The organism is Clostridium sp. CM028, from assembly GCF_030585565.1.
GTDB classification, from domain to species: Bacteria; Bacillota; Clostridia; order Clostridiales; family Clostridiaceae; genus Clostridium_AD; species Clostridium_AD estertheticum_B.
Window position 1 is genome coordinate 1806023 of sequence record NZ_CP077766.1, and the last position, 12894, is coordinate 1818916.

Annotated in this window: 16 protein-coding genes and 1 other annotated feature; of the genes, 2 read left to right on the forward strand and 14 right to left on the reverse strand. The window is 32.7% G+C overall.

The window, feature by feature from the left end; all coding sequences use genetic code 11:
- Nucleotide 1: 1 nt before the first annotated feature.
- From KTC94_RS08435 to ppaX, 5 genes are all read right to left on the reverse strand, one after another.
- Nucleotides 2–136 carry a cyclic lactone autoinducer peptide gene (locus KTC94_RS08435; protein WP_165413299.1) on the reverse strand — a complete coding sequence of 45 codons (135 nt, stop codon included), beginning with the start codon at nt 134–136 and terminating at the stop codon, nt 2–4.
- A gap of 20 nt (nt 137–156) precedes the next feature.
- Nucleotides 157–798, reverse strand: a complete 642-nt coding sequence (locus tag KTC94_RS08440) for an accessory gene regulator ArgB-like protein (RefSeq protein WP_220320283.1) — start codon at nt 796–798, stop codon at nt 157–159.
- Complete coding sequence (locus KTC94_RS08445) at nt 782–1267, reverse strand: hypothetical protein (protein ID WP_220320284.1); 486 nt, start codon at nt 1265–1267, stop codon at nt 782–784. Before KTC94_RS08445 ends, KTC94_RS08440 begins: the two co-directional genes overlap by 17 nt.
- A 107-nt stretch (nt 1268–1374) precedes the next feature.
- On the reverse strand, nt 1375–1947 hold the full coding sequence (locus KTC94_RS08450; RefSeq protein ID WP_216303230.1) for a DUF5317 family protein: 573 nt from the start codon (nt 1945–1947) through the stop codon (nt 1375–1377).
- Between the two features lie 50 nt (nt 1948–1997).
- Nucleotides 1998–2642 (reverse strand): pyrophosphatase PpaX, encoded by a 645-nt coding sequence (ppaX, locus tag KTC94_RS08455; RefSeq protein WP_220320285.1) that lies wholly within the window; start codon nt 2640–2642, stop codon nt 1998–2000.
- Nucleotides 2643–2817: 175 nt separating this feature from the next.
- On the opposite strand from ppaX, the gene KTC94_RS08460 reads away from it, so the two are divergent.
- The gene (locus tag KTC94_RS08460; RefSeq protein ID WP_258280699.1) at nt 2818–4251 is read left to right on the forward strand and encodes a DDE-type integrase/transposase/recombinase; all 1434 of its coding nucleotides are present in this window, start codon (nt 2818–2820) and stop codon (nt 4249–4251) included.
- 421 nt (nt 4252–4672) lie between these two features.
- Here KTC94_RS08460 and KTC94_RS08465 read toward each other — a convergent pair whose 3' ends face one another.
- Together KTC94_RS08465 and KTC94_RS08470 are read right to left on the reverse strand one after the other, a co-directional pair.
- Nucleotides 4673–4879, reverse strand: coding sequence for a helix-turn-helix transcriptional regulator (locus KTC94_RS08465; protein WP_165413294.1), 207 nt, complete (start codon nt 4877–4879; stop codon nt 4673–4675).
- Nucleotides 4880–4915: 36 nt separating this feature from the next.
- Nucleotides 4916–5410 (reverse strand): DUF2975 domain-containing protein, encoded by a 495-nt coding sequence (locus KTC94_RS08470; protein WP_216303232.1) that lies wholly within the window; start codon nt 5408–5410, stop codon nt 4916–4918.
- A gap of 529 nt (nt 5411–5939) precedes the next feature.
- Between KTC94_RS08470 and KTC94_RS08475 the strand changes: the two genes are divergently transcribed.
- Nucleotides 5940–7388, forward strand: coding sequence for a DEAD/DEAH box helicase (locus KTC94_RS08475; protein WP_216303836.1), 1449 nt, complete (start codon nt 5940–5942; stop codon nt 7386–7388).
- Nucleotides 7389–7623: 235 nt separating this feature from the next.
- On the opposite strand, the gene KTC94_RS08480 is transcribed toward KTC94_RS08475, so the two are convergent.
- The 7 genes from KTC94_RS08480 to KTC94_RS08505 all read right to left on the reverse strand — a co-directional run bounded on the left by KTC94_RS08480 (nt 7624) and on the right by KTC94_RS08505 (nt 12590).
- Nucleotides 7624–7758 (reverse strand): hypothetical protein, encoded by a 135-nt coding sequence (locus KTC94_RS08480; RefSeq protein ID WP_258280576.1) that lies wholly within the window; start codon nt 7756–7758, stop codon nt 7624–7626.
- A gap of 82 nt (nt 7759–7840) precedes the next feature.
- Nucleotides 7841–7899 (reverse strand) — a sequence feature (sodium ion sensor (DUF1646 type); this cis-regulatory element may regulate processes involved in with the transportation of sodium ions).
- Between the two features lie 178 nt (nt 7900–8077).
- Nucleotides 8078–8185, reverse strand: a complete 108-nt coding sequence (locus KTC94_RS17765; RefSeq protein ID WP_369811899.1) for a hypothetical protein — start codon at nt 8183–8185, stop codon at nt 8078–8080.
- 87 nt (nt 8186–8272) lie between these two features.
- Nucleotides 8273–8641, reverse strand: coding sequence for a hypothetical protein (locus KTC94_RS08485; RefSeq protein ID WP_220320428.1), 369 nt, complete (start codon nt 8639–8641; stop codon nt 8273–8275).
- A gap of 31 nt (nt 8642–8672) precedes the next feature.
- Nucleotides 8673–9338 (reverse strand): ABC transporter ATP-binding protein, encoded by a 666-nt coding sequence (locus KTC94_RS08490; RefSeq protein ID WP_216303838.1) that lies wholly within the window; start codon nt 9336–9338, stop codon nt 8673–8675.
- Nucleotides 9339–9348: 10 nt separating this feature from the next.
- On the reverse strand, nt 9349–10722 hold the full coding sequence (locus tag KTC94_RS08495; RefSeq protein ID WP_220320429.1) for an ABC transporter permease: 1374 nt from the start codon (nt 10720–10722) through the stop codon (nt 9349–9351).
- A 108-nt stretch (nt 10723–10830) separates the two neighbouring features.
- Entirely contained in the window at nt 10831–11931 is a 1101-nt protein-coding gene (locus KTC94_RS08500) for a sensor histidine kinase KdpD (protein ID WP_216303840.1), read from the reverse strand.
- A complete protein-coding gene (locus KTC94_RS08505) occupies nt 11913–12590 on the reverse strand; it encodes a response regulator transcription factor (protein WP_220320430.1) in 678 nt (225 codons plus the stop codon). Before KTC94_RS08505 ends, KTC94_RS08500 begins: the two co-directional genes overlap by 19 nt.
- Between the last annotated feature and the right edge of the window lie 304 nt (nt 12591–12894).

Here is a 12894-nt window from a genome sequence, read left to right on the forward strand (position 1 = left end):
ATTATTTTTCTCTTAGACATTTTGGTTCTACAGGCTGATAAGTAAACCACCAGCATGCTGAAGAAGCTACAGAAGTCGCAACGAATGTAGTTACCACTGCAATTAAAGTGAATAGGTGTTTATTTATTTTCTTCATACTAATTTTACCTCCTTTTCTTAATATTTATGATTTAAAAAGGTATCTACTTTACCTATTAATAAGTGTGCTGGAGCTGTAAGCGTAAATGCTTGCCATAAGATGCCTGAATATAAGCATAGAGTGTAAAAAAGTAGATTTATTCCACCACTATTTATATACAACAGGATAATAAATACTGAAATGATTAAATAAACACTTAAAAGTATTGTAGATCCTTTTTTCATCCGCTTTCTTTTTTCTTCTTTTACTATAGGCTTTGAAGCGCTGTCCACTGGGGCTAATTTGTAAATTATGTAATAGGACCATATAAAAATCAATGTTCCTATTATTATAATCAATTTTAAATTAACCACTGAGCTCATTAAAAGCGATATTAATATCGCTTCTCCTACACATACAATTGTTCCTATGAAAGTGCAAATCCCTGGTGAACTTGCATGAACTCCTCCAGAATATTTTCTAAGAATACTTGCTGTAAAGGAAATTATTAGGGCTTCAAACGCTACATGAAACAACAATCCAAATAAAAATACAAGAATTATAGAAATAAACATCTGCATTAAAGCAAAAGTGCCATAGGCAATTACCTCTCTATTATCCTCATCAAGGGATAATTCTAGTGCTACTTTATTAGCAATATTATCAGATAATTTCTCCATTTATTACCTCGCTCATCTTTTTTCTTCTAGCAACATATAAATAATATGTGGATACTATAATTGCAAAAACCAACAATGATGGAATTCCATATAATGTTTTTAATAAAGGTTCGCCTAACACATACATAATATCTGCTTTAAAGATATTATCAATTATAAAGACATTAATTCCCTCACAAATAAGTTCCAGAACTACTGTCATTATGCCTGCTTTTATGGATTTAATTATACTAATTTTATTTATATTAACCGTTAATACAATAATTACTATAATATTAAGAATAGCATGTACCCCATATTGAATTGGTAGTAATCTTATTAAATAAACTGCTATAATAAAAATAATACTTGATATTATATATCTTTTTATATTAATAACAGTCTTTGAAAATACATATACTGCGAAAAAAATTAGAAATCCTTCCGGCAGGCCTCTAAATAAAAACTCTAACAACGTTATTTTCAACATATTTTACTTCTCCCCTAACAACCTTCTAAAATTTCTATGTATATATTGCAATTATATCATTAATATTACAAAATAGGATATAATTCTTAATATAATTCAATAAAACTTCAGATACTACTAGTGCAACCCTCAGACTTCATTATCTCTGTTTCATTAATGATCTTTATGGTATTGAATATAATAATAAAGGCAAAAACTCTTATACATATATCTCCAATACTCATAACGCTATAACCCACATCAATTATATCTGTTAAAAACTTCAACTTAGTTACTTCACTCCCCATAATATGTATGTCATTGACTTTCATAAAAGAATCTGGTTTTGCATAACCAGTTAAGTATGCTAAAGTTGGAAATACTGGCATCTTCCCATTATTAGCTGCTATAGCAGTATTATTCAAAGCAGTTCCAATAAAAATAAATATTGACCCTATAATTGCACTAACATTAAGCTTATATTTAATAATCAAAATCAAAAACGTTAAAAGATAAAAATAATGAAAAGTGCTAGCATACTTTATAAATGCATAATTACCATGAAATAGCATTACCTCTAAAATTACATATATTAGTACAAATGCTAATACAGGATATACTGCCCATGTCTTAAAAAGTGGTCTTACTTTGTACCCTTTTATTTTTGCAATAAAAAGAGCTAGAAGTATGGATTCAATCATATATATTCCTCACATTCAAAATCTCAATATTAAATCTATTTCTCTTTAAATTATACTACTTTTTCAACCAATCTCATAAATTCTTCCATGCTGTTTACAACATAATCGGGCTCATACTTAAGAATCATGTCCATAGGCAGTGCGCTCCACCCAACAACCACGGATGTAATTTTTGCATTTTTGGCACATAAAACATCAAATGGACTATCCCCCACAAAGATGGTCTCCTCTGGCTTCCCTTTCAATTCCTTTAAAGCCATAAGTGCTGGGGTAGGATCTGGCTTATGTTGGTCTGTATCGTCTGCCCCTATAATGCTTTCAAAATAATCCATTAATCCGAAATATTTTAATCCTTTAATGGCCGAATCATTTAAACGGGAAGTAACGATTCCAAGATTATATCCTTGTCTATGGAGCTCTATTATTCCTTCCCTTACCCCCTTGTGAATTGTAATCAACTTTTCGAAGTTACCGGTTTGGAATCTACGATAGGTTTTAATGGCTTCTTCACTGTCATCACCAAATTCCCTATCTAATGTAATTTTTAAAATTTCTCCAAAGCTTTTAATAATCTCCTCTTTATCTACTTGCTTGTTCAAGTGCATTTTATAAGTATGCTGAAAAGATTGTATAATTAGTTCATTTGTATCTAACAAAGTCCCATCCAAATCAAACAAAATATTTCGAATTGCCATAAAAATCTCCCCCTCATCTACAATGATAGTGTAAACACTATCTTTACTTTTTTTATATAAATCCTTGCATTTGCAAGGATTTAAGTTGTTTTTAAAATAAAAAAACAATGACCCCTTCTATTTGATATAATTGTTGTATCTGAACTCAACAAAATACCAAAAGGAAGGTGTCATTGTGAGTACAATTATATCAATGTTAGTTACCTATAATCAAGTATTACTTTCTCAAATTAAACAATTACTTATTTTTATTGCTAAAAATATACCGCTAAAAGTTCCAAAATACGATATGACAAGTCCTAAATATAAAAAACTTACTGTAGACAAATTGCCTACTATCAAAACTTTTGAAAAGCTTAATTATAATCAACTATTAGATGAGTATAAAACCTCTCATGGTAAGGATAAAAAACCTGTCAATTCTCGTGGTAAATATCCAGTATCCCCAGAGACCATCTGCCCTCAATGTGGCGCTCCGCACATCTATATCTACGATAACGCTGGAGGCCGTGGGCAGCTTTGGTGCAAAGTTTGTGATCTGCATTTCAACAAAAATAAGGTTAATTTTAAAACTGAGAGCTTCCTTTGCCCATTTTGTGGACACTCTTTAAGTAAGAAGAAGGACCGTAAAAACTTTTATATCCATAAATGTGTTAATAAAAAATGTAATTATTACCTGAATTCTCTTTCAAGGCTTTCTCTTGAAGATATTAAAGAATACAAGAAAGATAAGCACAGATTTAAACTGCATTACATTTATCGTGAGTTTACAACGAATTATTTTGATGTAGATTTATCTTCTATGCCAAAAGGTGCTACTAGCCTAAATTTCAGAAATTTTTCGTCTCATGTAATGGGCCTATGTCTAACATATAACATTAATTTAGGATTATCTACACGCCGTACGGCGCTTGCTCTTTGGGAAATACATGGAGTTAAAATATCTCATGTCATGGTTAGCAGATACGCCGTCACAGCTGCCGCTTTAGTTAAACCCTTTGTCGATAATTATGACTATAAGCCTACTGATTACCTCGCTGCTGATGAAACTTATACTAAAGTCAAAGGAGTCCATCAATATGTTTGGCTTGTTATGGACGCTATCAAGAAATCAATTTTAGGATACCAAGCGTCTTTTAGCCGTGATACTGGCCCTTGCATTTTGACTATGCGTATGGCTTTCGATAAGTTCAAAGAGTTTCCCGGCAAGTCACTTAAATTCGTTGCTGATGGCTATACTGCATATAAGCTTGCTGAGCAACAGTTTAAACTTAACGGCATGGACTTCGATGTAATCCAAGTAATTGGTCTTACTAACTCTGATCCTATTTCAACCGAATATCGTTGGCTTAAACAAATAATAGAGCGTCTCAACAGAACATTTAAATTTTCCTATAGGGTTACAAATGGCTTTGGTAGTGAAGAAGGTTCCAACACGCACTTGGCGTTGTTTGTAGCATATTACAACTTTCTCCGCCCACATAGCTACGCTTATTGGGGACCATTGAACTCAATCCCTGAACTTGAAAAGATTTCTACTATGCCAGCAAAATGGCAAAAGTTAATCGAACTTTCACAGCAACTTATAATAGAAAAACAGGTTGTATAAGTGAATTTACCTTTTAATATAGTTTGAATTTTCTTACCCGGCAGGGTTCCGTAAAAAAGGAACAATCTGATTAGGTATATTTTTGCTGACTTTTTTTATTTACCAAAAAAATTACAAGGTTTTGATGAAGACAAAACTAATATTTCATTCCTTTAAGGTATATTTTCACTTTTCAAGGTGCAATTTAAATTCCAAAATTTTTAATCTTGTTTTTTCATAGATTAGTTAACACTATCTCTACAATAACGGAGTTACTCCGCTAATTTCATTCTACCAAAATAACAAGCATTTTAAAAGAAAAATAAAACTATCTCTCCATATATTTGTATTAAAGTAAATTATATTTAAACGACAAAAAACCACTGAAATATATGTATATTTCAGTAGTTACCTTCGATAGCTTTCACTAAGTTTTTTGTTACTATTCTTCTCTGTATTCTAAAATATCTCCTGGCTGACACTGAAGCTCACTACATATAGCCTCAAGGGTAGAGAATCTTATTGCCTTTGCTTTATTGGTTTTTAATATAGACAAATTCGAATTTGTAATTCCCACTCTGTTTGCCAGTTCAGATAAAGAAATTTTTCTTTTGGCCATCATTACATCTAAATTCACTATTATTGCCATGTATTTCACCTCAATTTGTTTATATAACGCAAATATCTATACCGTAAAATCATTTTCTTCTTTAACTTCAATCGCCTGTTTAAAAACCTTAGAAAGAACTAATGTAAAACAACCTGCAAAGAAAAAAATTATAAACTCAATGTCTGTGTGAATCCCTTTAGCATCAATTTCTATTAACTTTAAATTTAAATATTGATTGTTAATAAAAAAATTGAGCACATAACAAGCAGCAATTATAAAACATGAAGCAGCAACAATTTTTAAACTTTCAACATTCTTCCATACAAAAGGGTTTGCTTTAACTAATGAATTCATAATGCACCTAAGATAATACATTATACAAAGTAATGCAAAACCACCTAGGACGAATAGAACGCAGGTGATAATATTTTTAAAGTTAAGTAAGTTTACTTGCTCCGCCACCAATGCTTTTCTAAGTATTAATAAATACACAATAAACCCTATAACAATTAAACCATCTAGCATTAACTTTAGTAGGGATGATAAAGAAGTTTTTCCATAATATTTCATAAAAATTTCCTCCATAACTTGTACTTTTATTTTTTTAAATTAAATGCTACTTTATATTAACAAGTAAGTATAAATCAATGTGATTAATTTCAACAATTTATGTTGTTTGCTTTTTATCTCCAGATTCTTAAATGATATAAAATTGTAATTTAACTTATATGAACTTTAAAACAATATTATCACATTAGTTTTTTTTTTACAATGCAAATTCACTGTTTATCAATGAATTTATATTGCAAAACACTAGTACCCTGCTATTATCGATAATAGCTGGTATGAAGTCATTACTTCCAATTAAATTTAGCTGTTTTCAATGTTTTCCTGTTTCGGTGGTAATATTTACGTTGAAATACATGGGTGTGATATAATAAAAAAGTTAGTGTGTATATTGGTGATCCCAATGTAATGATAGGGACAATGTACCTATCTGCAATAAATAAAAAAACGGAGAATCCTTGTATGTGGAGCATAAAAAAATATATATTCCTAACAATAATAGTAATAGAATTATAAGGAAAGAGATGATCAAATGATAAATGCAAATTTCAACGATTGTAAGTTAAGCAGTGAGTTATTAAAAGCAATTAACATGTTAAATTTCAAGAATTTCACAGAAGTCCAAAAGCAGGTTATACCAGCGGTAATCGCGCAAAAGGATGTAGTAGTAAAGTCCCAAACCGGAAGTGGGAAGACTGCCGCATATGCCATTCCTATTTGCCAATTAGTAGATTGGGAAGAAAATAAACCTCAAGCATTAGTGCTTACACCAACAAGAGAGCTTGCTATTCAAGTCAAAGAAGATATTTTTAATATAGGTAGATTTAAAAGACTTAAAGTATCTGCAATTTATGGAAAGTCTCCTTTCTATGATCAAAAAAAGGAACTTAAACAAAAAACACATGTAGTAGTTGGCACACCTGGTCGTATTATTGATCATTTAGAAAAAGGTACATTTGATACATCAAATGTAAAGTATCTTGTAATAGATGAAGCTGATGAAATGCTTAATATGGGATTTGTAGATCAGATAGAAACAATAATAGGTGGCTTATCAAAAGAACGTGTGACTATGTTATTGTCAGCCACAATGCCCAAAGATATAGAGACTTTATGTAACAACTACATGAAAGATCCTATATACATAGAAATAGAGGACCAAAATAAATTAAAAAGTAATATATGTCAAGAAAGATATAACGTAGATGAACTAGATAAAATAGACCTTTTAAGAGATATAACCATAGTAGAAAACCCTGATAGCTGTATAATATTCTGCAATACAAAACTAAAAGTAGATGCAGTTTATAATAAGCTGGCAAATCTCGAGTATACTTGTAAAAAAATACATGGTGGAATGGAACAAATTGATAGATTAAGAGTAATGAATGATTTTAAAAAAGGTTATTTTAGATATCTAGTGGCTACAGATGTTGCAGCTAGAGGCATAGACATAGATAGCATTAGCCTTGTAGTTAATTATGATATACCGGGCGACAAGGAAAGCTATGTCCATAGGATAGGAAGAACTGGACGCATAGGAAAGACAGGCCATGCAATTACCTTTGTAACCAGAAACGAAAGCAGATTTTTAAATGATATACATCAATATATTGGCAAAGAGATTATTTTAAATGAAAGACCTTCAACCGAAACCGTAAGTAATGCCAAAGAAGAATTTGCGCGAAAAATGAATACAAGACCTGAAGTTAAAGAAGCAAAAGGCGCCGAGCTAAGCAAAGAAATTATGAAATTACATATTAACGCAGGTAAGAAAACAAAGATGAGAGCAATGGATATTGTAGGTACACTTTGCAGTATTAACGGCATGACAAAAGATGATATAGGAATCATCAATATAATTGATATATCTACTTTTGTAGAAATATTAAATAATAAAGGTGAGTTGGTATTTAAGGAATTACAAGAAACACCTATCAAAGGTAGACTTCGCAGCGTAAGTAAAGTGATATATGAATAGAAAAGTAGCTATCAGTTAAGATGTTAGTAGTAGGGGTAAGGCTTCTTTTGTTCCCCTGCTACTAGTTTTTTTGTATAATAATTAACAACTTTGTTACTATTCTTATCTGTATTCTTAAACATCGCCCGGATGACAAATAATAAAGAGGTGTTTCCATAATATTTCATAAAGATCCCATCCATAACTAATTTCTTTAATAAGGTCCTGTTTGCCACTTAAAAAATGAATCTACTTTTTATTTATTTTTTTGTTGTTCTTCTTTTTCTCTTCTTTCTTTTTCAACTTTTGGAAAAAAAATAAAATTAATATAAACAAATCCTATAATTAATATTCCAACAGTAACAATTACAATCATATCTTGAGAATTCATATCATCGCCTCCTTGTATTAGTATCTATAAATAATTTTTAATGTTTATTAATCAAAAAATAAAAAGGCGGGACTCAAATAAGAGTTTCCCGCCCTAGAAACAAAATTCTCGGAATCAAACTAAGCTTCAGTTTGTCCAACCGCTAAAAAACATTAAAATATATTTTTCTATATAGTATATAATACTACATAGTTTAAATTAATTCAATTTCTAAATAAAAAATCCTTTTCTTTGTAAAAAAGAGTAACTTTCATAAAATAACTGGTGTATTTATTTTGTGTGAGATTAAAAGGGAGTTATAGGCTTTTAACTTAAAAGCCTATAACTCCCTAATGTTATTTAAATTATTTTGCAAAGATTTAAGTGCATCATCTTCTATTTCACAGAACTGTCCAAGTAATGCTAAATTAGTTGAATCTTCTGGAATAACTTAATAGATGTTTTAAGAATATGAGTGAACTACTCCATGACTGGTTATTTACCGCTTACGGACAAAACACTTTTAAGGATTATATTATTTATCGTTATCCTTGAGCCAATCCTTAAAATCCTCATCCTTTATTTCATCATCTTTAGAAATGTTGGATGGTGAAGGGGTTACTTGATTCTCAACGTTAAGCTTTGTTTCCGTATCGGATGAATTCTTTTGCAATATCCACCCCAGCGTAAGTATAATAACTGCAAACAACACATATTGTGCACAGTTTGCCATGTAGAAGTTTACGATATCATACTCGTTTCCTTTTAGCTCCAACTTTCCCTGTGCAATCATCGTAGAAATTTGGTCTTGGCAGTGGATCACTGCCCAAGTCGTATAAAGCACAAGTAAAACGGCAAATACATATAAGATGATACTAAAAATTGGAATTTTCTTTTTACCCATGTTTCATTTACTCCCTTTCTATGAATTATCACTATTTAATTAAAAGCAATTTTCCACCATTTATTCCCCAAACCTCGTCTGCACTGGATGTGACTTTTTTGGAATGGGTGACGATGATAACGCACTTTCCCTCATTATGGGCAAGGGACGTTAAAATCTTCAAAACTTCCGCTTCAGTCTCACTATCCAGATTTCCGGTGGGTTCGTCGGCAATAATGACATCAGGATTGTGCGACAATGCGCGGGCAATGCCGACACGTTGCTGCTCTCCGCCGGAAAGCCTTAAAATTTTGCGATCTGCTGTTTCTTTGTCAATTTCAACCTTCTCTAAAAGCGCATATGCAAACGCTTTTTTATCTTTTTCTTTACTGCCGCTTATATTCATGGAAAGAACGATGTTTTCCATGGCTGTCGCATTAGTAATCAAATTGAAACCCTGAAAAATAACGCCGATGCTTTTTGACCTGTATTCGTCACGGTCCAATATTTTAAGGCTTGTACCACCATACAATATTTCTCCACCCGCACAGACATCTAGTCCGCAAACAAGAGATAACAATGTTGATTTTCCCGAACCGGATTTCCCAACAATAGTATATACTTTCCCAGCTTCAAACGTCGCAGTGACGTTTTTGAAAACTGATTTTTTACTGCCTTCATATTGATACGACACATCTTTTAATGTTAATACACTCATTTTAACCCTCCTAATTCCTTTCCATCAATATCTTGATAGGTTCGTATTTCGTAATCTTGCTGGTACTTACAATGCTTGAAGCTGATGCAAGTAGCAGGGCAATAAGCGATATTTTCCAAAGAGAGTCCAGACTCAAATGAGCACCTAGTTCACTGACTGGTTTATCATTACTGGTATCTGAATCTGAGCCAAACGACATCATTTTATCAGCGCCAGCTGAAGCATTTTCTGCCGCTGTTATCTGATTTTTAAGTAAGGCGTTTGCTATAGGTTGTGATGATACACTTCCTATACCAAGCCCTATTACAAGGCATATTGTGGTAATTATCAGTGATTCAGTTATAAATCCCGCCGCTACCTTGCCTTTTTTCATTCCCATTGCACGAAGAACTCCGACTTCATATTTACGTTCTCTTACTGAGATGGAAGAAAGTAAAGCAAGAATGAGCATTCCCAATATTAGGACAACAATCATAAATGTCATGGATATGCTTTTTAAACCTTCCACAGGTCCGACTACTTTGTCATAGCCTGCATCGTCTGCACTTACCACAAAAGTGTCAGCAAGTCCTTTTGTACGCAATTCAGCTTCAAACTTAGGCAATAAATCAGGGTTTTTTAGATAATATGACGCATTAATCATAACTCCTTCATCTTTCGCATTAATTATCGTATTAAACGTGGTAAGAATCTCATTACGTCTATTTGCCCAACTAGAGTGTATCGGCATTCCTCCGAACTCATCTGTTGTATCGAAATACAATCCTGTTACAGTTAATTTAATGCTTTTTCCATTACCTTTGACAGTAATACTATCACCAACAGAAATATTATTAAGCTTTGCAAATTCTTTGCTCAAAATACATTCATTTTCAGCTTTATAAATTCTGCCGTCTATTATCTTTCTTTTTCCATCCTTAAATTCTTCAAGATTATCAATATCTGATTCGCCTTTAAGCTTCATTGTTGGAATTTGTACTTCTTTACCTGAACCATTTGATGAAATGGACCCTCCTTCCCCTTCTTCTTTCCTAGCTTTCTCATCTTCATCTTGACCTATTCCCTTTAGTTTCTCACTACTAGTTTGTATTTCTGCGGATAACTTACTTTCTTTAATATAATCAGATTTAGCAAATGATAAATATTGATCAGCAGTTAATCTGCCCCCCCGCTTACCGCTTCCCATAATTTTGTCAATATCAGGCGCTATACTAACCTTTGCGCCGAATTCAGATTTGTAATTGTCAATAATTTCACTTGTTGCGTTGTTTATTATCAATGATACCACTGTCGTAATTATGATGATAAGGATAATAATACCCATAAGAATATTTCGTCCCTTGTTTCTGCCTACGTTTTTTATTGCATTTTGAAAAATGTACATTGCTTTGCCTCCTTGAATTAATTTGTTAGATTTCACAAAGTGGTTCATCTGAAGATTTCTTTTTAGATGAATTCACTTTGGAACAATTTCATTTTAGCAAATCTAATGTTAATCTAACGTTAAGGCCTCAGGTAAAATCATAAAAAAGGTTGTGCCACGCACATCCCGGTTTTCCACCCAACAAATACCACCACAAAGCTCACAGACATGCCTCACAATACTTAATCCAATGCCATATCCATTTCTTTTGAGCTTGCCTACTCTATACTGGTAATCAAATAATTTTTCCTGTTCCTCTTCATCAATACCTTCTCCTTCATCGGAAACAGTAATAATGATGCTACCTTTTTTGTTTTCAACTGAAACCTGTATTTCTCCGCTACCACCGTACTTAATAGCATTTGAGACAAGGTTAGAGACCGCGCGGCTAATCCATAGTTCACGTCCATACACCAAATTGTTAGCATAATCGTCAAAATTAAAATCAACCTGCGGGTAAATTTTTCTGTATTCGTCACATACATCCGCACACACTAAAGCAACGTCTACAATTTCAGTTTCCCCACTGTCTTTTGTTGCGGAGAGGGTCAAAACATCGTTCAAACTATCGGTGAGTTTATCCACCTCAGCCGTATAATCCGAGTTTTCCGAAAGCTGTAGTTTTGCCCGAAGTAATGCAAGAATGTTTTTTTGCTCGTGTGTCACATAGGAGCTTAGACGGACATAATCAAGTGCATAAGCCGCCAATCTGTCCTTTATTTTCTGATATTCTTTGACAACAGCTGGGTGTTGGTCTGGTAACGAATTTTCTTCGCCAATATTACAAAGCTGCTTTGCAAGCAATAGCGCTTGCTCCTCGTTTTGCCTTCTTAGTATTTTGGATAAGATAATTGTTCCAACAATGAACATTCCTATAATGCATATAATAAGAATCGGTATGTTTTTAAGCAACGCACTTATATAATAATTTTCCAAATTAGTTTTTGTAACAACAGAAGTGTACTTGTCATTAAAAGGTATTTCCATACTTTCGCCCTGCATAGAATAAGCAATGTTTTTCTCGTTTGCAACAAATAAATGTTTTGGCAAATTTGATTTTGGAACAGATATTGTGCTAACAAAAATATAGAAAACAAGAATTAAAAGTGCTGTTACCGCACCGGAATAATAAAGAAGAAGCCAATTAATTTTCATTGTTTTTTTTCGCATAACTGATACCCCTTCCCTTTAATCGTAATCAGCAATCCTTCTCCGCCTTTCCGGGTCAGCTTCTTGCGCAAATTTGCAATGTGAACGCGTAAAACGGACGAAAAAGGGTCATAAAACTCATCATACACATGTTCTACAATATCTTCACTTGATACAATATCCGGGCTTCTACTTGCCAGATATTCCAATATGTCAAATTCCTTTGCCGACAGTACTGTTTCAAATTGACCCACAAACACCTTGCGCGTATTTGGATAAACCTTAATTTTTCCAAGATCGATTTCATTTTTCGTGCGTCCATAAAAACGCCTAACAACGGCCTGTATTCTCGCTTCAAGCTCTACAAAGTCAAATGGTTTGATGATATAATCATCAGCACCACTATTAAGTCCTAACGCCCTTTGTTGAACTTCACCCCGCGCTGAAACTATAATAATCGGTGTGTGGATATTGTTTTCACGTAAAAAGGACAAAATTTCTATCCCGTCTTTATCCGGAAGATTAAGGTCAAGCAAAATTGTGTCATAACTATTTGCAAAGGCTTTTTCTTCACCTTCAAATCCTGTGTTCGCGACATCGGCAGTAAACCCATTTTTTTCAAGTCCGATTTTCATTACATATGACAATTCTTTGTCATCCTCTATGATAAGTAGACGCATTTTTAATCACCTCTCAAACTATCATGTAGTACCGTACCCTCGAAAACTCTCAAGCCATTGATATTCCTTAATTTGTTTTTACATAAAAATCATCACGTCACAATTTCGTGACTGTGTTTATGAACTTAAAAATATCAATGACTTATCTCCCTAATTTAAATTATTTTCACCAGCTTATGATTTTTCATATAATTCCAACTCGATTTATCTTTTAAATAGTATTAACCCTATTATAGACCTAAGTACTGATTTCCATGCTATTTCAACTAAATCATAATCATTGTCTCTAAAAGCGTTTATTGTA